General features: G+C 41.2%; 23 protein-coding genes. 11 read left to right on the top strand and 12 right to left on the bottom strand.

The window, feature by feature from the left end; all coding sequences use genetic code 11:
• Positions 1-107 precede the first annotated feature (107 nt).
• Positions 108-584, bottom strand: a complete 477-nt coding sequence (gene tadA / locus B151_RS0107235; protein ID WP_157470757.1) for a tRNA adenosine(34) deaminase TadA — start codon at positions 582-584, stop codon at positions 108-110.
• 59 nt (positions 585-643) lie between these two features.
• On the opposite strand from tadA, the gene B151_RS0107230 reads away from it, so the two are divergent.
• The 4 genes from B151_RS0107230 (at position 644) to B151_RS0107215 (ending at position 3,568) form a co-directional block, all read left to right on the top strand.
• Positions 644-1,186 (top strand): adenine phosphoribosyltransferase, encoded by a 543-nt coding sequence (locus B151_RS0107230; protein ID WP_020402947.1) that lies wholly within the window; start codon positions 644-646, stop codon positions 1,184-1,186.
• Positions 1,187-1,251: 65 nt separating this feature from the next.
• Positions 1,252-1,743, top strand: coding sequence for a hypothetical protein (locus B151_RS0107225; protein ID WP_245550374.1), 492 nt, complete (start codon positions 1,252-1,254; stop codon positions 1,741-1,743).
• The gene (locus tag B151_RS0107220; RefSeq protein WP_020402945.1) at positions 1,740-2,966 is read left to right on the top strand and encodes a coiled-coil domain-containing protein; all 1,227 of its coding nucleotides are present in this window, start codon (positions 1,740-1,742) and stop codon (positions 2,964-2,966) included. The genes B151_RS0107225 and B151_RS0107220 overlap by 4 nt, the downstream gene beginning before the upstream one ends.
• Before the next feature lie 86 nt (positions 2,967-3,052).
• Positions 3,053-3,568, top strand: a complete 516-nt coding sequence (locus B151_RS0107215) for a SixA phosphatase family protein (RefSeq protein ID WP_020402944.1) — start codon at positions 3,053-3,055, stop codon at positions 3,566-3,568.
• A 1-nt stretch (position 3,569) separates the two neighbouring features.
• Here B151_RS0107215 and B151_RS0107210 read toward each other — a convergent pair whose 3' ends face one another.
• From B151_RS0107210 to B151_RS0107180, 7 genes are read right to left on the bottom strand one after another with little or no spacing between them, the layout of a single operon-like run.
• Positions 3,570-5,669 (bottom strand): hypothetical protein, encoded by a 2,100-nt coding sequence (locus B151_RS0107210; RefSeq protein ID WP_020402943.1) that lies wholly within the window; start codon positions 5,667-5,669, stop codon positions 3,570-3,572.
• 25 nt (positions 5,670-5,694) lie between these two features.
• On the bottom strand, positions 5,695-6,693 hold the full coding sequence (locus B151_RS0107205) for an AAA family ATPase (RefSeq protein WP_020402942.1): 999 nt from the start codon (positions 6,691-6,693) through the stop codon (positions 5,695-5,697).
• On the bottom strand, positions 6,690-8,108 hold the full coding sequence (locus B151_RS0107200; RefSeq protein WP_020402941.1) for a peptidylprolyl isomerase: 1,419 nt from the start codon (positions 8,106-8,108) through the stop codon (positions 6,690-6,692). Before B151_RS0107200 ends, B151_RS0107205 begins: the two co-directional genes overlap by 4 nt.
• On the bottom strand, positions 8,101-9,015 hold the full coding sequence (locus B151_RS0107195; protein ID WP_020402940.1) for a peptidyl-prolyl cis-trans isomerase: 915 nt from the start codon (positions 9,013-9,015) through the stop codon (positions 8,101-8,103). Before B151_RS0107195 ends, B151_RS0107200 begins: the two co-directional genes overlap by 8 nt.
• The gene (locus B151_RS0107190) at positions 9,016-10,968 is read right to left on the bottom strand and encodes a peptidylprolyl isomerase (protein ID WP_020402939.1); all 1,953 of its coding nucleotides are present in this window, start codon (positions 10,966-10,968) and stop codon (positions 9,016-9,018) included.
• A gap of 39 nt (positions 10,969-11,007) precedes the next feature.
• Positions 11,008-12,336 (bottom strand): NupC/NupG family nucleoside CNT transporter, encoded by a 1,329-nt coding sequence (locus B151_RS0107185; protein ID WP_020402938.1) that lies wholly within the window; start codon positions 12,334-12,336, stop codon positions 11,008-11,010.
• A complete protein-coding gene (locus B151_RS0107180; RefSeq protein WP_020402937.1) occupies positions 12,336-13,016 on the bottom strand; it encodes a thymidine kinase in 681 nt (226 codons plus the stop codon). The genes B151_RS0107185 and B151_RS0107180 overlap by 1 nt, the downstream gene beginning before the upstream one ends.
• A gap of 305 nt (positions 13,017-13,321) precedes the next feature.
• Here B151_RS0107180 and B151_RS0107175 point away from each other — a divergent pair, with 305 nt between their 5' ends.
• Complete coding sequence (locus B151_RS0107175; RefSeq protein ID WP_020402936.1) at positions 13,322-15,346, top strand: ATP-dependent helicase; 2,025 nt, start codon at positions 13,322-13,324, stop codon at positions 15,344-15,346.
• 2 nt (positions 15,347-15,348) lie between these two features.
• On the opposite strand, the gene B151_RS0107170 is transcribed toward B151_RS0107175, so the two are convergent.
• On the bottom strand, positions 15,349-15,519 hold the full coding sequence (locus tag B151_RS0107170; RefSeq protein ID WP_245550372.1) for a hypothetical protein: 171 nt from the start codon (positions 15,517-15,519) through the stop codon (positions 15,349-15,351).
• Between the two features lie 136 nt (positions 15,520-15,655).
• Here B151_RS0107170 and der point away from each other — a divergent pair, with 136 nt between their 5' ends.
• From der to B151_RS0107140, 6 genes are all read left to right on the top strand, one after another.
• Complete coding sequence (gene der / locus B151_RS0107165; protein ID WP_020402934.1) at positions 15,656-16,963, top strand: ribosome biogenesis GTPase Der; 1,308 nt, start codon at positions 15,656-15,658, stop codon at positions 16,961-16,963.
• 91 nt (positions 16,964-17,054) lie between these two features.
• The gene (locus tag B151_RS0107160) at positions 17,055-17,744 is read left to right on the top strand and encodes a NuoI/complex I 23 kDa subunit family protein (protein ID WP_020402933.1); all 690 of its coding nucleotides are present in this window, start codon (positions 17,055-17,057) and stop codon (positions 17,742-17,744) included.
• An 18-nt stretch (positions 17,745-17,762) separates the two neighbouring features.
• Complete coding sequence (locus tag B151_RS0107155) at positions 17,763-18,293, top strand: hypothetical protein (protein ID WP_020402932.1); 531 nt, start codon at positions 17,763-17,765, stop codon at positions 18,291-18,293.
• Positions 18,293-18,904, top strand: coding sequence for a hypothetical protein (locus B151_RS0107150; protein WP_020402931.1), 612 nt, complete (start codon positions 18,293-18,295; stop codon positions 18,902-18,904). Before B151_RS0107155 ends, B151_RS0107150 begins: the two co-directional genes overlap by 1 nt.
• Before the next feature lie 21 nt (positions 18,905-18,925).
• The gene (locus tag B151_RS0107145) at positions 18,926-19,381 is read left to right on the top strand and encodes a redoxin domain-containing protein (RefSeq protein ID WP_020402930.1); all 456 of its coding nucleotides are present in this window, start codon (positions 18,926-18,928) and stop codon (positions 19,379-19,381) included.
• Between the two features lie 219 nt (positions 19,382-19,600).
• Positions 19,601-19,969, top strand: a complete 369-nt coding sequence (locus B151_RS0107140; RefSeq protein WP_020402929.1) for a response regulator — start codon at positions 19,601-19,603, stop codon at positions 19,967-19,969.
• A gap of 64 nt (positions 19,970-20,033) precedes the next feature.
• On the opposite strand, the gene B151_RS0107135 is transcribed toward B151_RS0107140, so the two are convergent.
• The 3 genes from B151_RS0107135 to B151_RS0107125 form a co-directional block, all read right to left on the bottom strand.
• Positions 20,034-20,726 (bottom strand): energy transducer TonB, encoded by a 693-nt coding sequence (locus B151_RS0107135; protein ID WP_020402928.1) that lies wholly within the window; start codon positions 20,724-20,726, stop codon positions 20,034-20,036.
• An 80-nt stretch (positions 20,727-20,806) separates the two neighbouring features.
• Positions 20,807-21,697, bottom strand: coding sequence for a diacylglycerol/lipid kinase family protein (locus tag B151_RS0107130; protein ID WP_020402927.1), 891 nt, complete (start codon positions 21,695-21,697; stop codon positions 20,807-20,809).
• The gene (locus B151_RS0107125) at positions 21,694-22,041 is read right to left on the bottom strand and encodes a hypothetical protein (RefSeq protein WP_020402926.1); all 348 of its coding nucleotides are present in this window, start codon (positions 22,039-22,041) and stop codon (positions 21,694-21,696) included. The genes B151_RS0107130 and B151_RS0107125 overlap by 4 nt, the downstream gene beginning before the upstream one ends.
• Between the last annotated feature and the right edge of the window lie 11 nt (positions 22,042-22,052).

The raw sequence follows: 22,052 nt of genomic DNA, 5'->3' as shown, positions 1-22,052 counted from the left end.
CAAGAGTGACAACAATTCTTCCATTAGCAATGCTATTGATCTCGCTACACACGCTCTGCGTTGTAGCTAATAGGTGAAGAGTGCGTCACCAGTAGTATAGGGATATATCAATCTCTGCGTTCTTTAAAAAAGGCTTTAAGAAGGTGCTCGCTTTCCGCTTCCATAACGCCCTGGATTACTTCTACCTGATGATTCAATTTATTATTGGAAGCGATGTTGAACAAGCTTCCACAAGCTCCGGCTTTTGAATCGGAGGCTCCGTAAACAATACTGCCCAACTTACTCCAAACAGATGCTCCCGCACACATAGGGCACGGTTCAAGTGTTACATACATGGTACATTCGTAGAGATATTTTTCGTCCAGGGTTTCGCAGGCGGCAGAAATAGCCAGCATTTCGGCGTGAGCCGTTGGATCATTGAGTCGTTCTACCTGATTATATCCTTTTCCGATGATTTGGTCTTTATGAACTACAATCGCCCCGACCGGCACTTCACCTTCTTCAAGAGCTTGTTCAGCCAGCATAAAAGCCCGGGCCATAAATCGTTGGTGTTTTTGCCAAACCGGGAGGTCTATTTCACGCATAATTACTTGATTGCTATCATTCGTTTTAAGTACTTTGGCGCGAACTTAATCCAATTTTGATGAAAAAAGTAGAGCAAAGCATAAAAGAATTTATATCCGAAACCATTCGTACCATTCCGGATTTTCCAAAGAAGGGCATTCAGTTCAAAGACATCACCACGCTGCTTCAGGATAAGCGAGCACTGGAACTCACTTCTTATATGCTGGCGCAGCCTTTTCAGAATAAATCGGTGGATTTTGTAGTGGGACTGGAATCGCGTGGATTTTTATTTGGAACCAATCTTGCTCAGGATTTGAATGCAGGATTCGTACCGGTGCGAAAACCCGGTAAACTTCCCGCGAAAACTCTTTCCGAAACATATGCTTTAGAGTATGGGGAAGATGCTGTTGAGATCCATCATGATGCGATCTTTGAAGGCGCCAAAGTGATCATCCATGACGATCTGATCGCTACCGGAGGAACGGCGTCTGCCGCTTCAAAGTTGATCCAAAGGCTCGGAGGGGAGGTAATCGGCTATTCTTTTATCATTGAGCTTTCTTTTTTGAATGGCAGAGAATTACTGATCCAGAATGTCCCGGTAGAGAGTATCATCATAGAATAAAGGGAACAAATCCCGTTTACTGGCCTACAATTGATTGAAATCTAAAATCAATTGAGGACATAAATATGACTTTCAAAAATCTATTCCCCGTCTTTTTGTTGGCGGCCACCATGTTGGCAGGAACAGCCTGCAATAGGTTTGTGGTCGAGAACGTGAATTACTCTCATTCCATTGAGTCTGTTTTAACGCCTGATGAAAATGGAACTGTGGAAGATATTCGTCACGGTATTACTTTTAATGTACAGCCTTTTGAGAAGCAAGAATTTGGTGAAGGTGATTCGGCATCGGTTGATGAAATTCGCCTGATCAGAAATGCATCCGGATTCTACTACATCACTGCACAACAATTTAAGCATGTATATGTGATGAAACCCGGGCAAGGCGAGCTGAAGCTCAAGAATAAGATAAAAGTGTCGGAAGAAGGGCTTGCAGCTCCCGCATTTAACATGAGAGACGGACAGGTTCAGCTAATAAAAACAGAAACGAACCAATCGTTTACCCTGAATGAAAAAGGGATTCAAGAAAATTCTAAGAAAGAAGAGGAGACCAAGTCATGAGAAGTCTAACTAAAGTTACTGTTATAGCATTTACTTTGGTGTTAGGAGGTTTGAATGCATTTGCTCAAACCTCAGATTACCAGGTAAAGAAGGAATTTGAAAACACATACAGCCAGCTTAAAACAGCTGTAACTATGGCAAGTTCAACCGCTGAACTTGACAGCTTGCAATCGGAGATTTCCGATCTTCAGGAAAATTATGATGCTAAAAGCTCTCTTTTGGATGATGCTTTGTATCCACAGACTTTTCAAGGAAGCATCGAAGAGCTCAAGCAGCTTGCACGGTCTTCAAAATCAAAGGTTATGGTGATCGAGGATCAAAACGAGAGACTCGCATCCCTGTCAGATGAACTTTCATCTTATAAGTCGGAAGTAAACCGATTGAACAGCCGCACAGATTCGCTGATGATGGCCATCCGTAATTCAGAAAGCAGCGAAAAAGACCTTTCTGCATTGGTTCAGCGGTATCGGGAAAGCATGGAAGAACGTGATGAATTCATGCTAAACATGATCGATTCACTATTCATGACCTATAAAGATATCCAAAGTGATAAATTCCAGGAGATCGCTAATCAAGAGAAGCAGCGTATTCTTCAGGAATCGGAAAACCCTCTACAGGTATTACAGTCGGTGATCAATGAGAATATTGCCACATTGAAATCGGCCGGTAATTCATTACAAACGGAAGATTATCTCCGCATGTACGTAGTCCAAAATCGTTTTGATGAAGTTTGGGATCAGATCGGTGGAGATCTTGTTCAAATGTATGGAGGCGATAACAAGACTCAGTGGAAGAATAATATGGAAAATGCACTTAGCGACTGGCGAGCAAGTGCATCCAAAAATATGTGGTCATCCTTGGATGCCTATCTCGAGAACAACAATGTTGAATTGTCAGCTTTTGATAATAACGAAAGTTTCTATCGGGCTATCGAGAACTTTGTGACCAATGCTACCAAAGCAAGTCGTGATAAAGTACTCACCGAAGAAAATTACGAAACGTTTCAGGTATTTCATGATATCTGGAATGGGAAGATCAAGAACGACTGGGGCAAGTTTGTTCAGGAAGGAGAAGTCTTGACAATGAGCCAGATATCCACCATCGACAATGAAATGATGACGTGGAAAGAACATGCTCAACCCAGATCATTTCTGATTCCGATCCTATTTGGAATCAGTTTACTCACCATTGTTGGATTGATCATAGTTTTAGCACGCAGATAAAACCTGCAACTTTTCTTAAAAAAGCCGGTATTATTGCCGGCTTTTTTTATTTTCACGAACATTTATTCAATCTTTAGCTCACCTCTATGAAATATACTTTAACCGTTCTCTTACTATTGTTTTCTGCAAATTTTGTGCAGGCTCAAGACAATGCGGATTTGGATTCTGAAACCACCCTTATTTTTGTAAGGCATGCTGAAAAAGCGGATGACGGAACTAATGATCCGCCGCTAAATGATCTTGGAAAATCCAGGGCTGTTAAGCTGGCAAAACTATTATCAGATAATTACGATATAGCCGCAATTTTCAGTACTAATTATAAGCGGACGATTAATACGGGAAAGCCTTTGGCTGATCAATTGGGACTCACCATCCAAATTTATGATTTCAGTGATCCCCTCCGGTTTTTAACATCTGCGAGAGAGCGTTATGCAGGATCTGCTGTACTGATCGTAGGACATTCAAACAGTACACCAATGTTGGTGAATCTTCTGCTTGGATCCGAAAAATACGACGCGTTTCCGGAAGAAGAATATGGGACTTACTTCATTGTAAAGGTTCATGAAGATGGAAGTATTGTAGATAGCAAAGAAACCTATTAGGTCAGGGAAGAGAAGCATATTTTCTTAGGAACCATTCGCCTGCAAGCAGAACGATTACGATCAGGAACCAAAAAATGGATCGTACGGGGAAAAAGTAATTTTCGATGGTTTCTGTTTGCATTTCCAATAATTTTGCAGCTTGCAGACTATCTCGCAAAGAAGCAGCTTCATTGAAAGTGAAAAATGCTCCGCCGGAGTTCTTTGCAATATCCTGTAACAGTTTGTCATTACGAATAGTATTGGTGAGTTCCATACTGGAATTTGAAACCAGGAACTCTCCATTTTGTCGGTCCAATTCGCGATCGCCTTTACGTGCTGTAGCCTCATACTCATAAAGTCCTTCCGAGAGTCGGGGCAGATCTAACCGATAGTTTCCATTCCCCGCATTTTCCATATTGAAACTTCTTGCCTGACCATTTGGCCCGGCTATTTCGATTTCTATGATCGCATCTTCTTCCGGTTGTTCTTGTTCATTTTGAAGGCTTGCCCCCAAAAATGGATGTTCAGCCGTACTAAAGGATTGCTTTTGGGGAGAAATACGCAGCAATCGGTTATCAGGGTCACTGGAGGTCCATGCAATCAGATTTGAAATTAGATCAACAGCAAACTCGCGGTGGCTTTGATTGATACTTTGTGTGAATTTGAACCATCCCCAGGGTAATACCTGCGAACGGCGTATATTTCCTATTTCAGAAACTGCGATCGCCGGATAATCGGTTTCGATACCATCGTATAGTACGTTAAAGAGAGCAGTACTTTGCGGTTCCTCGAGTGAGGCTCTCAGAGGCGATTGCAAGTAAGGAGTTTCCAAAAGGTTGATCTCGGAAAGTTCAAGGATCGGATGATCTCTTTCATCTAATAATTGATATAAAAGCACTGGAACAGTACGGCGATCCCTTGAGTCAATAAGTACAGCAGGCCGCAATTGTTGTGAAATATTTCCAACATTCGGGCTTAATGAAAATAATAATGTAGGAGTATTGTCCAGCTCATCAAGAAACCGAAACGGCCTGTTATCAGTTGGAAAGCCTTGGATAACAATCAGATCAAATTCTTCATCTGTATCGGGAAGTTCTTCAATAAAATTATTTTCGCCAAGCCAGGTCAGGGTTGTCAGTTCATTGCTTTCATCGCGTTCAATAACCGATCGAACCGCTTTCACATCAGGATGAATTTGGTAAGCTACGTGCAGAATTTTGGTTTTACTGTCCAAAACATCGATCGAAAAAACACTATTGTTGTTGGAGTCCGTCCATTCATCAGGCAATGGTTCAACCCTGATCTCGTATTGTTTCAATCCGGCTTCCGTCAGTTCCAGTTCAAAACTTACCTGCTTAAGCTGATTGTCAGTATCAAAAGTAATTTGTTGGTCTTGCAGAACTTCACCATTGGACTCTAAACGGACGTTAACCGTATTATTTGCAAAGCCGGTTTGTGAGATCTCAGCTTCAATTGCGTGAATCGTATTGGTATACCCGGTGCTATTCGTAACCACATTCGTAACCGATACATCCCGAACCCGGGAGGTATCTCCAATAGCCACCGTATAAATAGGAATTGCAGAATTAAAGGCACTAATTGCAGGATTTCGGCCAAATGTAATAATGCCGTCAGTAATAAAAACAGCGGCTTCTACATCCTCTTCCATATCAAGGAGGGAAGTAACCGGAGCCGACAGGTTTGTTCGCTGCTCCGATGCGTTTAAAGAATCAGGAAAAAAGGGGCGTACTTCTTCACCTATGGAAAAATATGAGATCGAAGCATTCCCAAGATTTTCAAAAGAGATGTCTTGAAGTACGTTTCTGTAAGACTGAAGACCGTCATAGTCTCCTTTTTGTATTCCAATACTTTCAGAGTTATCAAGAAATACAGCGATCTTTGGGGGGATGTCAGCTTCTCGTTCCGAATAGAAATAGGGATTTAGAAGTAGAAAAAGCAACAGTAGAAGGGCAGAGGCTCGTAAAGAAATCAGCGTCCATTTTAGCCACGGTGTGAGGCTAGTGAACTTGCGATAAGCGTACCAGGAAAGTCCTGCCAAAAACAGGGCTGCAATGACAATCAGTACAGGCGAAATGATATGTTGAAAGCCCTGAAATTCCACATTAAATCCTGTTTAGCATAGGCTATTAAGCTTCGCCGATCAACATATTGATTAGCTTTACGGTAGTAAAGCCGTCAGCCTCTGCTGCGTAATTATTAACGATACGGTGTCGAAGTACAGGGATAGACAGAGCTTTGATGTCTTCTTCCGTTACGTGATATCTTCCCCTGGAAAGAGCACGAGCTTTTCCGCCAAGTATCAGATATTGTGATGCCCTGGGACCGGCTCCCCAACTCATATATTTATTGATATAATCGGGAGCTAAGTCTGAACCCGGACGTGTTTTGGAAACCAATTCAACGGCATAATCGAGAACACTTTCAGGAACGGGAACTTCCCGCACCAATTTCTGCAATTCTTTGAGTTTCTCTTTACTCACTAAAGGCTCAATTTTATATTCCTGGTGCGCGGTTGTTTTACTTACGATCTCTTTTTCTTCTTCAAGAGTAGGATAGTCAACCCAGATATTGAACATAAAACGGTCGAGCTGTGCTTCGGGAAGTGGGTAAGTCCCTTCTTGCTCAATCGGATTTTGGGTAGCTAAAACGAAGAAAGGAAGATCCAGGTCATACGTTTTCCCTCCCGTGGTCACATGATATTCCTGCATACCTTCGAGGAGCGCAGCCTGTGTTTTGGGAGGGGTTCTATTAATCTCATCTGCCAGAACGATATTCGCAAAAACAGGACCTTTTATGAACGTAAATTCTTTACGCCCCGAGTCTTTATTTTCTTCTATCACTTCAGTCCCGGTAATATCACCCGGCATAAGATCCGGTGTGAACTGAATACGATTAAAAGAAAGATTCAGTGAATCAGCTAACGTTCTGATGAGTAATGTTTTAGCTAATCCGGGAACACCGATCAAGACACAATGTCCTTTTGAAAACAAACTAATCAAAAGCAGATCAATGATATCATCTTGTCCAATAACGGCTTTATGAATCTCAGTTTTGATCTGTTGGAAAACCGCGTGAAATTCATCGGCAAGTTTTACCGTCTCAGTCGAATTAGAGGTTGAACTCATTGTGCACCCTCCGTTGCAGCAGGGACAGCTTCAGGCATTACTTCCTCAATTTCTTCTTTTCCTGGAACTTTGATCGTGTACTCAACATACACGGTTTCCCTTAATTCCTTCATCCATTTATCCATGATCTCATACTGTTTTTGCTGCAAAGCTATATTCTTGATGCGTTCATAGTCTTGCTTCAAATTGGCAATATGTTCCGGAATTTGCCGGTCCAAACGGACAATTCGATATGCTTTTTTGTTTTGACGCTGAAGGGTAAACGGTTTTGGTTCAGAAATCGCTCCTTCTTCATCCATCAACAACACGATGCGGTACATTGAAGGATCAAGTCGGTTAAGGGCAATCAGCCGCTCTCCGGATTGTGGATCAAAAACTTTACCACCAAGATTGGCTGTATTCGGATCTTCACTGAATTTACGGGCGATATCGGCAAACTTAACGTCAGGATTAGCAAGAATACTATCCCGTAAAGTGTTTAAACGATCTATAGCATATTGCTCATCTACCTGATCATCCTCGATCGAGATCAAAATATGGTTGGTCGAGATCTGATCGCCAACCCGCTCATTTAACCGAATGATGTGATAGCCAAATTGGGTTTTTACTACTTTAGAAATTCCTCCCGGCTTAAGAGCAGATGCAGCTGCAGAATATTCAGGAACCAATTCACTGAGTCCCATCATAGGTAGTTTACCGCCATTTTGAGCCGACCCCGGGTCATCACTGTATCGGCGAGCCAGTTCTTCAATTGATTTTCCATGAGTCATAATAGAGTCTCTCAATTGTTGGGCAAATTCAAGGGCCGCTTTTTCTGCATCTTTTTTAGCAGGAGGGATGATAACGATCTGTGAAAGAGCTACTTGTTCGGGAATGGTTGGGAGGGAATCGGTTGGTATGCTCTCAAAGAATTCATTTACTTCAGGACGTGTTATCTCGATTGACTGAATTTTTTGTTGCCGCACCATACTTGTGATCATTTGTTCACGGAACTGCTCTCTGAAATCCGCTTTGATCTGTATAATGGATTTTCCAAAAGCTTGCTCCAGTGCCCGTTCGCTTCCGGCTTGCTGTACCAACTGCTGCATCCTTAAGTCCATTCTTGCATTCACTTCATCATCAGAAACGGTGATGGAATCAATTTGTGCTTTCTCAAGCAGCACATAATTATCGATCGCAGATTCCAGGAATGCATACCAAAGGTCTTTGCTGAATTCCACATTCTCTCCGGATACTTGTGCTTGTCGGATATAATCGGCCACACTTTGGTCGATCTCCGATTTAAGGATGATATTCTCATTCACATGCGCCACAATCTGATCTGCCAGCTGTGGATTTTGCTGTGCGAGAGTTTTTTGATTTGTTAAAACGCCAAAAATAAAAAGGAGGGGAAGTACTAAATAGTTTTTATTCATTATAAGGGGTATTCAATGTATCAGTTTTCATGACTGCTTGATTCGTTTGTCCGTCAATAACGGAATGAATTTTAATTTCATTATTCGCCTGCCCCTGAAGATAAAGATTCTTTACATATGTGTTAAAAGCTCTTTTCCTTTTTTCCAGGGTCAGCCATTCTTTGATCTGTCCTATAAGCCAATCCAGGTCGGGATGATCTCCTTCCGGTCGCTCATCCAAGAGTTGAACAAAATGATATTCACCTCCGGTTCTATAAGTAGGTGATATTTCAGAAGGGCCGATGATCTGCAGGTATCGGTTTAACATCCTGATATCACTTCCTGCAACAGAAATAGGCCAGTAGCGTTCCGATTCTCGAATTTTCAACTCAGCATATTTTGAATATTTACGAGCTACCGTTTCCCAGTCAATGCCTTGCATTAGTTCCCGTTTTGCACTTTCAGCTTCTGCATTGGATGCTGCAACCAAGTGCCGGTATCGAACATATCGTTCATCAAGCACAAAACGGTCTTTATGCTGCTGGTAATAATCACGGGCTTCCTGTTCGGATACGGAAAGATCCTCCTCAAATTCACTGATGATATAATCCTGAACCTGTTGCAAGATAAATTCTTCTCGCATCCGGCGAAGTTTTTCTTCCATACCGGGCCGGCTGGTGAAATTCAGGCGATCAGCTTCCTGCAAGATTAATTGTCTTCGAATCCAATCATCACGGTATTGTTGCAGCGCTGAGAGACTGTCTGATTGTAGAACAACCGCAGGTATTTGGTGTAATGCTTCCTCCGTTGTTAGCTGAGTCGGTCCGACTTCAGCCAAAACGGTAGTATCGGTCTTTTTTGGTTTACTGCACGCAGCAACCAATAACATTACCAATAGGGAAGTTATAAATAACCTGCTGTATATCATTTAACGACTGCTTCTTTGATAGGCTTCTTTTAATTTTTCAGGATATACCTTCACATTGTAGGTTTCTCTGAGTTCTTCCAGCCATTCTTGTTCCCGTTGTGGCTGAAATTCGGAAAGCAAACGGTTGAAAGCTTCTTCAAAAGTCATGTTACGGGCAGGAAGAATATCCTCTAACCAAAATACGGCTTTTCGGTTATTGTACTCGAAGATCTCAGAAAAAGAATTTTCATCCATACCTTGAAGCCGATCGAAGGGAGGCTCGGAATAGCCGCTTGTTGAATCGCTGGAGACTCCAAGGTTGGCAATTTTTGAAGAAAGGCTGTCTAGTTCTCCACCCTCATTCACAAAAGAAATAGCCTCCTTCAAAGTACTGTCATGGCGTGCTGTAACCAGATAATAAAAAGGACGCTCTTTATAACGGTAATTATCCAGGTTATTTTGATAGATACTTCGCAAGCGGGAAGTATCAACGGTTGCCGCACTCCATACATAGTCTTCGTTTATGTTATACACCACCAGCCCATTCAGATAATTTTCTGATTGATCTTCAAACTGAGGATATCGATCTAAGGTAAGGTTGATGAGGTTCTTATCAGCTTCGAATCTTTTGAAATTTTCAAACCAGTTTTCCCGATAATTAATAGCCAAACGATCTCCAAACCGATCCTGAAGGTAGGAGTGGAAGTCGTTTAAGTTATATTTATTCCCTGAAAAGGAAAATACAACCGCATCTGTAAGATCTGCCGGGAATGAAAGATCGGCCAGGGCCGTAGAATCCTTCCCTAATAGCCACGCTTCATACTGATTTAAGAACGAGCTATTGCTCTCGGTTCCATAATTATCGACCAGGTAATCTATGACAAATTGATTATTCTCTTGATAATATGGAGTATCCTGAAGCCTGCTCATCAAAGCTTTGTCTTTTTCTGCTTCAGTAGCATAACTTTCAACTGAGTCAATTTTGAATATATGGTATCCATAATTGGTTTGAACCGGTTCTGAAAAAGCTTGATCTGGATCCTGTTGCATAACGGCATCCACAAAATCCATAGCAAAATTAGACTGATAACTTACCCAGCCAATACGGCCATTATTCCTGACGGAAGCACCGTCTTCTGAGTAATTTGGAACTACCTCACTCCACAAACGTCCTCTTTCCAGCATGTCATAAGCTTCATGGATTTTATCATAAGAAGTACTATCGCCGGTCCCGCGTACATAAATGTGGCTTGTCAAGCGTGCGGGTTTACGTTCTCTTTTATCCTGAAGTACGGCAATGTGATAACCAAACTGAGTTCTAAATGGCTTAGAGACTTCCCCAACGTCCATCCCATACAGAGTATCTTCAAAAGGCTGAACCGTACGTCCGGCAGATATCCAGGGAATATCTCCGCCCATGCTTCTTCCGCCTCTTTTTGTTGAATATTTTTGATCTACTTCTTTTAAGGGAACGCCTTGCTGAATCTCCGTTCTTGCCATCTCTAACTTCGCAATAGCATCGTTGATCTGCTGTTCGGTTGCGTTTTCATCTAAGGCAATGAGTACATGATAGGGTTTTAATTCTACTTCAGATCTTTCCTTAAAGGTTTCAAAAGCAGAAGGTTTGATCTCTTTTTCGAGCCACCAGGCATAGGCTGCCTGTTTCACATAATTATTGTGCTCAACAACCAGGGTCGAGTCATCATAGTACCCTTGATCTTTTGCAGCCAATAATTTTGCTTTATAATCAAGATAAATGGGTAAAAAGGACTGAAGTTCTTCAAGCGGTACATCGCTATTCATGCCTTGCGTATAGTTTTCCTGAAGTTCAGAAAAAGTAACATCAGCATTTCCAACTTCACCAACAATTATCTGGTTCGCATTAGATTGCCCCAATGAAAGCTTTGGGGTCAGTAAGAAAAGAAGGGAACCTAAAATGAGAAATTTAGAAGTGTTCACCATTGCGAGGTTCATATGTATTTGTTTCTTGATGATTGATAATTCTGATTTTTGTTAAAATAACATTCCGGCAAAGGTAGCTGTCATCAGGTTAGCTAAGGTGCCTGCAAAAACTGCTTTAATACCAAATTTAGCCAGATCTGATTTCCTGCTCGGTGCAAGTCCGCCTATTCCGCCGATCTGAATGGCAATAGAAGATAAGTTAGCAAAGCCACATAAAGCAAAAGTTGCCATTGCAATGGTTTTGGGCGAGATGGAAGCTGCACTTACCTGTTCGGCTAATTGCAGATATGCTACAAACTCGTTTAATACGATTTTAGTACCCAACATCGATCCCATATTAACAGCATCACTCCAGGGGACTCCAATCAGCCAGGCGATAGGGGCAAAAACCCATCCCAAAACCATTTCGATTGTAAGGCTTTCCCCCAGTAAAGAACTGATGCCCAGCAGGTCGCTTCCCCAGCCTAAAATTCCATTTAACATGGCAAGCAAAGCAATGAAGGCCAATAACATAGCACCGACATTTGCAGCTAACTTAAGACCAACACTTGCGCCACTTGCAGCGGCATCAATTCCATTGGCATCGGTTTGTTCCACATGCATGGAAACATCCCCTTTGGTAACTGGTTCACCATCTTCAGGATATAAGATCTTTGCGATGACCAAAGCAGCGGGTGCTGCCATCAAACTGGCTCCCAAAAGGCGTTCTGCAAACAACTGTTGGGCTACTGCTATTTCCAAGCCATTTGCTTCAGCAAACGGAGTACCCAACATAGCTACATAAGCAGCCATCACACCTCCGGCAATGGTCGCCATACCTCCGGTCATTACCACCATCAACTCCGATTTGGTCAATTTCTCAATAAAGGGTTTGATGACGAGTGGAGCTTCTGTTTGTCCTACAAAAATGTTAGAAACAACTGACAAAGTCTCTGCTCCGGATGTACCCAAAAGTTTTTGAATGGCCTTGGAAACCATTTTTACTACAAATTGGAGAATTCCATAATGGTATAGTATAGCCGTGAGGGATGCAAAGAAAACAATGGTAGGTAATACCTGAAATGCAAAGAATACACCAAGGCTATCCGGACTTTCAGGACCTTTACCTAACCGGCCAAATATAAAAGAAGCTCCTTCTGTGGTATAGTTCAATACTACTACGAAGAAGCTTGCTACTTGCTTGAAGGCCACCATAGGCCAGCCCAATGGTGCCCAAAATGCTGCAAGTACATCAGCTTTGAGTATGAAGATGGCAAGCAAAAACTGAAACCCGACCCCAATGGCAACTAATTTCCAGTTTATGTTGCGTTTGTTATTGCTGAAAATAAAGGCAAGCCCCAACAGGCTTACGATACCGATGATCCCTCGTATTATATCCATTAGGTGTGCTCTGTTTTTGTTTCTTCTGTTTGTTTTTGTTTCTGGTCCTCGGTGTTTTCTGAGGAGGAAGCTATATTCTTAAATGGGGTGATAGGCCGTCCCCGTCTTTTGTCAACCGGTGGGCGGAAACAGTGTCGGGCGCGGGGTTCGTAGGCATCGTATTCACCCACTAAAACCTGACCTTCTTTTTCAACAACGCGTTGCGAGTAGTGAGCCATCGTGCCACTTTCAGCGCATACCGCATGAAGTTTGGTGACGTACTCGGCGATAGCAAGCAGGTAGGGCATAGGGCCAAAGGGTTTGCCGGTAAAATCCATATCCAACCCGGCTACGATCACTCTTTTGCCATCGTTGGCAAGGGTATTGGCTACATCCACAACCCGGTCATCAAAAAACTGGGCTTCATCAATGCAAACCACTTTTGCATCTCCCGTTAAAAGCACGATCTGATCGGCTGTATCTACCAAAATGCTTGGCAGTGCCGTTTCGTTATGAGAAACTACCTCATCTTCACTGTATCTTTTATCAAGCGCGGGCTTAACAACTACAACTTTTTGTCCTGCAATATGTGCGCGTTTGGCTCTGCGGATTAGTTCTTCGGTTTTGCCGCTAAACATACCGCCGCAAACGACCTCAATCCAGCCAAATTCCCTGGGTGCTAACGAAGGTTCGTTGATCATTAACTATTTTAAATTCTGGTTTGAACCTTAAGATTTTCGAGGTGGAATATATCAGCCAAGCAGGAGAAAAGGAAAGAAGAAAAGTGATGGATTTCTGTTGGAGTGAGATATCACCTTAATTCATCATGCTGCAGAGTTTGAAAATTGAATTAGCTTTAAATAAGAAAGAGTTACAATGGGTTTGGCCACAATTTTAGAATGTTTTCCTTAAAACATATTATTCGAACAAGCTGGTCGACCTGCATTCCTCCATAATACTTTAATACATAATTTTTACATACTACAACAGATTGGTATCTTTCGGCATGAAAAAATTTGTTCTACAAAAAGAAGAACCGCGCAAACGTCCCGAAGACTATACCATACCATATGCCGATCTGCTCAATACGAAGCAATTGGATGCTGTATTCCATGATAATGGCCCGGCTTTGGTGGTAGCAGGAGCGGGAACCGGTAAAACCCGAACATTGGTCCATAGAGTAGCAAGGCTTGTTGAAAGTGGGGTGAACCCATCGAATATTTTACTGCTCACATTCACACGTCGTGCGGCCAAAGAGATGCTGAATCGCGCTAGCAAAATTTTGGATGAGCGCTGCAAGCAAGTGCAGGGAGGTACCTTCCATTTTTATTGCAGCATGCTGCTTCATCGTTATTCTGATGCGATTGGATACCCTTCAAACTTCACCATCATTGATACGGCTGATGCGTTGGAAGTTATTCAATTTGTGCGTACGCAACTCGATCTTCACAAGAAGAAAAAGCGATTTCCGAATAAGAATACGCTGTTAAATATCATCAGCTCCTGTAAGAATAAAAATCTGGATCTTCGGATCGTTTTGCAGGAAGAATATCCACAGTTTTTGGAACAAGAAGAGAAGATCCTTAAAGTGGCAGAAGGATATGAAGATTATAAGGAGAAAAACTTCGTCATGGACTTTGACGATCTTCTTATAAAAACCCGAGAAATGCTTGTACAGCATGATGATATAAGAATTAAAGTAGCTTCGAAAAACCAGCATGTAATGGTGGATGAATTCCAGGACACCAACAAACTTCAGGCTGAATTAACCGAACTTTTTTCGAGTGTTCATCGAAATGTGATGGCTGTGGGAGATGATGCTCAAAGTATCTATTCGTTTAGAGGAGCCGATCATCAAAACATCATGGATTTTCCAAATCGTTTTGGAGGTACAAAACTCATTAAGCTGGAAGAAAATTATCGCTCTACACCGGAGATCCTTGAAGTTGCGAATAACCTCCTTAAACAGGCAAATTTTAAATTTGATAAGCAACTTTATTCAAAAAACTCTCAGGGAGAATTGCCGGCGTTAGTGCAAACATCAAGCGAACACGAACAAAGTCGATTTATAACGCAAGTAGTGCTTCAGCTTCGGGAGCAGGGAATGGACCTGAACGAAATGGCCATATTGTTCAGAAATGGTCGGGATTCGTTTGACCTGGAAGTGGAATTGAACCGTAAAAACATTCCATTTGTAAAGTATGGTGGACAGAAATTTACGGAAGCTGCTCATATCAAAGATGTTTTGGCTCATATTCGGGTGTTAGTTAATCCAATGGATACCATTGCCTGGAATCGGGTATTAATGCTTCTGGATGGTATTGGTCCAAAAACGGCCCAAGACCTTTTCGAATGGATACGGCTGGCCAAAAATCCTTACCAACTTGACCTTTCGGATACAACAAGCAAGGCTTACATTGATCAATTGAAAGTACTGAGTGAATTACTTGTTGAACTGAAAGAACATGACCACTCTGTGTCTAAAGTTGTGGAATTGATCGTGGATTATTACCGCGATTTTTGTAAGTCACGATATGATGATTACCCAAAGCGGCTTAAAGACTTAGAAGCTTTTATTAATGTATCAGATAGCTTTATTTCCCTTCCCAAAATGTTGGAAGAACTCGCTTTGGATCCTATTACCGCCACAGCAGTTGATACCGAACAAAAAACCAGGGAAGAGGCTCCGCTTATCCTTAGTACCATTCACTCAGCAAAAGGACTTGAATGGAAACAAGTTTTTATCATACAGTGCCTTGATGGTATCATTCCATCCGCATACTCTGTGGATGATGAAAAACAATTGGATGAAGAATTAAGACTATTATATGTCGCTGCAACCAGGGCTCAGGAAATGCTGTATTTCAGTTATCCGGTATTGGCACAATCTGTTTATGGGGATTATTTTACACAACCGTCTCGCTTCCTGGAAGACATGAATGAAAAATTAACTGAACAATGGAAGCTGGTTGAAGAAGAGCAAGATCGCCAGCAGCTCCCGGACGGCAATGAAAACCTGCTTGAAGAGTGAATTCAGTCTTTAGTCATATAACGATGCTGCATATACATATCATAGATCAGCCAAAATATAGGGTAGGGTGGAAACAATACCGCTAACATGATCTGCCAGTCATTTCCCTTTTTCCGGCCTCCATCATAGGGCAAGGTAATACCTGCAATTCCGGCAATCCAGAAAATGAACATGATAAAAATGATTAGAGCTGTTGTAAGGGCTCCGAAAAAACCGAGGGTATCATAAATGCTTTGAAGCATAGTATAATTAAGTGCTGAATTATGCGTATCTTTATTGCTTGTTTAATCTAAGAATCTAATAGTTAAAATGCTTCCAGTAGTTTCTATCGTAGGACGGCCTAATGTTGGTAAATCGACCCTTTTTAATCGCCTTATCGGTTCCCGAAAAGCCATTGTTCATGATGAGTATGGCGTAACCAGAGATCGTCATTATGGGGAAACGTTCTGGAATGGGCGAGATTTTACCGTCATTGATACCGGTGGGTATCTTCCCGATGAAATGAACGTTATGGTGGTTGGCATCCGGGAACAGGTGCATATTGCGTTGGAGGAATCTGATGTTATTTTATTTGTGGTTGACGTGAAGGATGGCATTAACACATTGGATAAATCTGTAGCAGAATTGCTTCGCCAACAAGATAAGCCTGTTGTTTTGGTCAGCAACAAAGCCGATAATGAAGAGCGTCGACTTAATTCCTCTGAATTTTATGAGCTTGGATTTGAAGAACTTTTTCCTGTTTCATCGATCAATGGCACCGGAACAGGTGAATTGCTAGATAAAGTTGTAGAATTACTACCGGAATCAGAGCCGGAAACTAAATCCGAAGTACCAAAGCTGGCTTTTATAGGACGGCCAAATGTGGGAAAAAGCAGTCTTTTTAATGCAATTTTGGATGATGAGCGTGCCATTGTAACCAATATTGCCGGTACTACACGCGATTCCATAAACAGTGATCTAACCTATGATGGCAAAGAATATATTTTAGTTGATACCGCCGGCCTTAGAAAACGGACCAAGGTTAAAGAAAACATTGAGTTCTACAGTACCATCAGAACGGAACGAGCAATCCGAGAATGTGATGTTGCAATCTTACTGGTTGATGCCATGCAAGGGTTTGATGCTCAAGATCGCCGGGTTTTGCGACAAGCTGAACAATTTAACAAAGGGCTGGTGATCGTTCTTAATAAATGGGACCTTGTTCCGGAAAAAGATACCAACGTAGTAAAGGAGTTTGAAGAATATATTTATTCCAATGTGCCTCAAATGTATTATATCCCTATAGTTACGATATCTGCAATGAATAAGCAGCGGGTGCATAGGGTAATTGATCTGGCACAACAAGTGATCGACGAACGTAAAAAAGAAATTCCAACGCCCGAGTTCAACGAATTTCTGGAACAAATGCTGAGCGCAAAACCCTTACCAATGAAAAGAGGGAGGCAACTTAAGATCACTTATGCCACTCAGGTTAAAAGCAATCCGCCGGTGTTCAAGTTCTTTATGAACAGTCCGCATGATCTCCCGTCAAATTATCGAAGATTTATAGAAAATAAGATCCGGGAACGTTTTGGTTTTATTGGTGTTCCCATTACCATGATCTTCAGACAAAAATAATCCCAAAAAGCTGTTAAATTACTTTGATGCTAAGTGCACAAAGGTTTATTTTCAACGCAAATTAGTTCATCACGAAACCGATTCTGATTGAATGGCTAAGAACCTCGAAAAACCGATATTAAACGCAGTCAGCGATAACTATAAAAAGGAAAGAAAGCTCAGTTTCCTCGAGAAACTGTACCTGCCCGAGATCTTTAAAGGGATGTGGTATTCTTTCAAACAAATGTTTCAGCCTACTTTTACGCTGAATTATCCGGAAGAAAAATGGGACCCGCCGGCAATTTTTCGTGGCCGACCTGTATTGGTCGAAGATCATGGAAAAGAACGATGTGTAGCATGTGGCTTGTGCGCAAGAGCTTGCCCGCCTTTAGCCATCAGCATGCAAGCCAAGGAAACCGATGACGAGAAGGAGCGATATCCTGATTTCTTCGAGATCAATATGCTGCGCTGCATATACTGCGGCTACTGTGAGGAAGTTTGTCCTGAAGAGGCGATTGTTATGAGTCAGGATTATGATATCGTATTCGAATCAAGAGAAGATGCGATCTATGACAAAGAACGACTTTTGGTACCCAAAGAAGATCTTTCAGATCGTTTAGAATACCTCAAGAATTATAGAAACCGTCAATTTGGTTCATTCTGGGATTTCCAGGAGGAGAATAACATTCATTCCGTGCGAGACAGAGATCGTGAATGGAATACCGGCTTATCGCTGGTTGACATGATCGAACAGCAAGAAAAGAATGACTCAACTCCGGCATCACACAGCTGGAATACCTAAGAGGAAAGAAATCACAGAATGGAAGTAAAACAGAGCCAAATTGATTCCCTGGTTGATGATGTAGCTTATCTTGAACATGAGGCCGAAGCCCTTAAATATGTAATAGATTCAGTTCCTTACGATGAAACACCACCGGGTGGAAGATCCATCTCAGAGATTTTGATGTTTTTGGATCACGCTCAACAGAATTATTATCGCAAGGTGATAGAAGATGCCTTCAAAAGTGTAAGGCCTATAAACCTGAATGCGTACAGTGCACCGGAAGAAACCTTTGAGGTTGACCAGGAACTTGCCAAAGATATTCAAAAGTTACTTTACAAGATCTCTAAACACCGGGTTGCTTTATTGAAAATCATTGAGGAAATACCTCTAATTGATTGGGAGAGAGAGATTAGTAAAGGAAAGGAAACGATCAGTTTGTACGATTTTGTTTACCATATGGTACGTGCCGAACGCAGCACACTCAAAGATATAGCAGATTTGGTAATGACCTATCAAAACGGGAAACAGATGCAAAGGGAGATCGAAAGCCGAAATCCTGAGAGCTGATGGATACCGCTAAATGGATAGATCTTGTTGTTTCTTTATCCTTCGGAACTGTTTTCATTTCACTGCTCAGGCTTTATATACAGCGTAAAGATCTGCTCATATCTTATTTTGGTTTAGCAGCTATTTCTATCACTGTACCTTACTTTGTTGATCTTTTTGAATTTAATTTGCCTTTTGATCTATTTGAGTGGGGTAAATTGATATCCATAACTTTTTACATAAGTGGATTATTGGTGTTGATCAGGGATTCAAAGCCTGTTTTCGCCCGTTTTCCGGCTTATTTGACGGCTCTTCCATTTGTCAGTTTTCTTTTTTTCCCGTTGATCATTGATTCTATCGTCATCAAAGATCTGATTAATGCCATATACCAGGGAGGAGCCTTGGTGGTAACGTTGTTAGTGTTTGCCTTAAATCAAGCCAAAGAAAGGAAAAGGCGGTATTATATAATAGGAATTAGCTGTATTGGGATCGCTTACCTAACGCATTGGATCATTTTTAACCAATATAATTTATCTGAGATAAACTGGATATCTGAGATATTTCTGAGTGTGGGAATTCTTTTCACAACATTTCGATTTGTTATTGGCGAACAAGAAAAAGCCACCGATTAAAAAATTTTAAAATACAGTTAAATGAGAAAAGCTCCTGAATTCACACTTCAGAATACAAAAGGTAAACCCATAAGTTTAAGCGATTTTAAAGACGAACATAACGTAGTGTTATTATTTTTTCCATTGGCTTTTAGTGGCGTTTGTACCAAAGAGTTATGTTCGACCAGGGATAACATGAAGATATACGAAGCACTGGATGCAAAAGTCATAGGTATAAGTGTAGACAGTTTTTTCACTCTTAAGGCATTCAAAGAATCCCACAACTTGAATTTTTTACTTCTAAGCGACTTTAACAAAGAAGTAAGTAAAAAATACGATACACTGTATGATGATTTCTTTGGGATGCAGGGTGTTTCCAAACGTTCTGTATTTGTGATCAACAAAAAAGGGAATATAGAATATCAAGAGATTCTCGAAAATTCCGATAATATTCCGGACCTGAATAAAGTGCAGGAAGTATTAGCGCAATTAGACTGATCAAAACAGTACAGAAGTTCTAAAAGTCCAAGAGGTTAGGGGCTTAGAAGCAAAATTTATAAAGTTCGTTTCAATATCAATCATGTGAAGTATTGAAGAAATAATATAACTTTACATAATATAAATTATAGGAATTAAGTATGACTAAGTTTTAAAACTTTATCCCTAATACTTTATAATTTGTGTAGAGATAATGGTGTAATTATTTATATTTCTGACATGAAGATTGTAATTGTTGAAGACGATAAAGTTTTGTCTCTCTTGTTATCAAAAATGATCCAGCGCCTTGGATACGAAGTCCTGGATGTTATATCAAAAGGTCAAGACGCTATAGATAAAATTCAGAACCTGCTTCCCGACTTGGTTCTTATGGATATCATGCTTGAAGATGATATCGATGGAATTGATGTAATGATCCGGCTTCGTGAAAAAGGTTTCAATACCCCTGTAATTTATATAACAGGCAATTCTGATCCTTCTCACCAGCAAAGAGCCCAAAAAACTGATTTCGAGGAGTATTTAATTAAACCTGTGGGCTACGAGGATCTGAAACGAAACATCGAATTAGTAGAACAAAAAAAGTCCTGAAGTTTTACCTTCAGGACCTTTCCTATCCCTTACTGAGATATACGCTACTTACCACATTCTTGATCTAACGGCTGCTATTGTTGGCTCTATCCAGTTTAAAACTTATTGGTAAACTGTATCGAACTTTAACAGGTTTGCCTCTTTGCTTACCGGGTACAAATTTAGCTTCCTGTACTGCTTTTAAAGCTTCTTCATCGCATCCTCCGCCAATTCCGCGTACTACAACCGGATTATTGACATTTCCTTTTTCGTCGATCACAAACTGAATAACTACACGTCCTTCAATACCGGCCTTTCGTGCTAATTCAGGATATTCAATTCTTTTCTGTATCCCGGCCAAACCACCGATCAGCTCAGGCATTTGCTCTACGATCACGAAGATCTCCATTTCTTCGTCTTCTTCCTCAAATTTAGGTGGTGGCGGCGGCATATCAATAAAGCCGGCATCCATATCCAGTTCCGCATCCAGTTCTATGATCTCATTTTCGATGATCTCATCGTTGGGTACTTCTACTGGAACCACCGGTCTTGGTGGCGGTGGAGCCTTAAGTTCTTGTTTTGTCTGTACGATTTCTTCCATAAACACTTCTTCCTGGCGATCTACTACGATCTCTTCGCCATCACCGGAAGATTGAATATTCACTTTAAAAGCAGAAATCATGATCAGCAAAGATGCTATGATCCCAATTTCAAGACGGATCAGATATCCTTGTTTTAAGTCATTTTTTCGATTGATGATTTTTACCGGACCTCGCATGGTAACCTCCGATTGTGTTAGAAGTTAATTGAGGATAATCACAAACCGTGAAGATTTGATGAAGCGCTTCCGTGAAAATCTTAAGCTATAACAACCGGGATTTTTGAGGCGTTGATTTCAAATTTGCCTTGAGAAAATAGTGCCAATTGCTCTCCGTCAGCATGAACTCTTTGTGAAGGATTTACTCCCAGTTCAATCAAATTTTTGGCTTTTCGGATTTGAATAACCCCGTTTTTGAAAGGAATACCTAATGAAAGTTTTATGAATTCCATGATCAAACGGTATCGGGAAACAGGGTTTACAATGATGATTTCAACTACACCATCTGAATGATCTGAGGTGGGCGAGATCGTGTACCTCCCTCCTTCGTTTCTTCCGTTTGCCAGCGTAACCATCCATACTTTATGGGTAATTTCGACTGGATTGCCGTCCGTCTTAAGAGATAAATCGAAAGGTTTGGAGTTCATCAAGGCTTTGAGTCCGCCAAAAAAATAGCGCAAAAAACCGGATCTGAACATGCTTTTAGAAGCGTAATAGTTGGTAGCTCCGTCAACGCCTATTCCCAACGTATTCAAAAAGTATCCGGTATCTGTAGAAACTGCATCAATTGCTGAGACAGAATTGCCGGAAAGTGTTTCCATGGCCTGCTCAAAACTACCAGTCAAACCTATGCTTTGGGCAAAATCATTACCGCTCCCTAAAGGAATCACACCTAATATCGCTTTAGTATCAATAATACCATTGGCAACCTGATTTACTGTTCCATCTCCTCCACAAGCGATGATATGAGAATAGGTTTGAGCTTTTTGTGCCGCTATATCTTGAATTGAGTCATTTTGACGAATATAAATGAACTCTGAACCAGGAAATCGATCAGATAATTCTTTCTCTTTTTGTTCAAAGAGGGATTCAGCTCGATAAGCATTTGAGGCACAATTGATCAGAAAGCAATATGTAGTACTTAAGCTCAATCGAAATGTTTAACATTCACTGAATAACTCCCTTTTTTATCGGGATTTAGTTTGATCTTATCAATAACAGCATCCAGAGAAACAGCATCTTTTACCTCAACAAGGTCAAAACTATGCTCTTTGATCCGTTTAAACGGAGACTGTATCCTGAGCGGATCCAAAACGATCAGCAGTAACTGGTCTTTGCCTTCAAAATAATGATTGATGACCTTCTCAGCTTCAGCACCCTCAAAACACCAAATGGATCTCTCGCCATCCATAAAGGTATTATTAAGCTGTCCTTCTTCCGAGATCGAACGCCATTCTTTTTCTGTTACAACGGTGAAAAGTAGATCTATATCCAATTTAAGTCAGA

This window comes from Gracilimonas tropica DSM 19535 (assembly GCF_000375425.1).
Lineage (GTDB): Bacteria > Bacteroidota > Rhodothermia > Balneolales > Balneolaceae > Gracilimonas > Gracilimonas tropica.
Note: the sequence above shows the minus strand (reverse complement) of the source record. Positions and strands in the feature narration are given on the sequence as shown.

What these genes read in the sequence shown, in the direction of transcription:
- B151_RS0107215 (WP_020402944.1), top strand. Translation starts at nt 3,053, where the DNA reads ATGAAATATACTTTAACCGTTCTCTTACTATTGTTTTCTGCAAATTTT.
- B151_RS0107175 (WP_020402936.1), top strand. Translation starts at nt 13,322, where the DNA reads ATGAAAAAATTTGTTCTACAAAAAGAAGAACCGCGCAAACGTCCCGAA.
- B151_RS0107220 (WP_020402945.1), top strand. Translation starts at nt 1,740, where the DNA reads ATGAGAAGTCTAACTAAAGTTACTGTTATAGCATTTACTTTGGTGTTA.
- B151_RS0107180 (WP_020402937.1), bottom strand. Translation starts at nt 13,016, where the DNA reads ATGATCAACGAACCTTCGTTAGCACCCAGGGAATTTGGCTGGATTGAG.
- der (WP_020402934.1), top strand. Translation starts at nt 15,656, where the DNA reads ATGCTTCCAGTAGTTTCTATCGTAGGACGGCCTAATGTTGGTAAATCG.
- B151_RS0107170 (WP_245550372.1), bottom strand. Translation starts at nt 15,519, where the DNA reads ATGTTCATTTTCTGGATTGCCGGAATTGCAGGTATTACCTTGCCCTAT.
- B151_RS0107150 (WP_020402931.1), top strand. Translation starts at nt 18,293, where the DNA reads ATGGATACCGCTAAATGGATAGATCTTGTTGTTTCTTTATCCTTCGGA.
- B151_RS0107185 (WP_020402938.1), bottom strand. Translation starts at nt 12,336, where the DNA reads ATGGATATAATACGAGGGATCATCGGTATCGTAAGCCTGTTGGGGCTT.
- tadA (WP_157470757.1), bottom strand. Translation starts at nt 584, where the DNA reads ATGCGTGAAATAGACCTCCCGGTTTGGCAAAAACACCAACGATTTATG.
- B151_RS0107160 (WP_020402933.1), top strand. Translation starts at nt 17,055, where the DNA reads ATGGCTAAGAACCTCGAAAAACCGATATTAAACGCAGTCAGCGATAAC.
- B151_RS0107225 (WP_245550374.1), top strand. Translation starts at nt 1,252, where the DNA reads ATGACTTTCAAAAATCTATTCCCCGTCTTTTTGTTGGCGGCCACCATG.
- B151_RS0107190 (WP_020402939.1), bottom strand. Translation starts at nt 10,968, where the DNA reads ATGAACCTCGCAATGGTGAACACTTCTAAATTTCTCATTTTAGGTTCC.
- B151_RS0107230 (WP_020402947.1), top strand. Translation starts at nt 644, where the DNA reads ATGAAAAAAGTAGAGCAAAGCATAAAAGAATTTATATCCGAAACCATT.
- B151_RS0107140 (WP_020402929.1), top strand. Translation starts at nt 19,601, where the DNA reads ATGAAGATTGTAATTGTTGAAGACGATAAAGTTTTGTCTCTCTTGTTA.
- B151_RS0107205 (WP_020402942.1), bottom strand. Translation starts at nt 6,693, where the DNA reads ATGAGTTCAACCTCTAATTCGACTGAGACGGTAAAACTTGCCGATGAA.
- B151_RS0107200 (WP_020402941.1), bottom strand. Translation starts at nt 8,108, where the DNA reads ATGAATAAAAACTATTTAGTACTTCCCCTCCTTTTTATTTTTGGCGTT.
- B151_RS0107135 (WP_020402928.1), bottom strand. Translation starts at nt 20,726, where the DNA reads ATGCGAGGTCCGGTAAAAATCATCAATCGAAAAAATGACTTAAAACAA.
- B151_RS0107195 (WP_020402940.1), bottom strand. Translation starts at nt 9,015, where the DNA reads ATGATATACAGCAGGTTATTTATAACTTCCCTATTGGTAATGTTATTG.
- B151_RS0107155 (WP_020402932.1), top strand. Translation starts at nt 17,763, where the DNA reads ATGGAAGTAAAACAGAGCCAAATTGATTCCCTGGTTGATGATGTAGCT.
- B151_RS0107145 (WP_020402930.1), top strand. Translation starts at nt 18,926, where the DNA reads ATGAGAAAAGCTCCTGAATTCACACTTCAGAATACAAAAGGTAAACCC.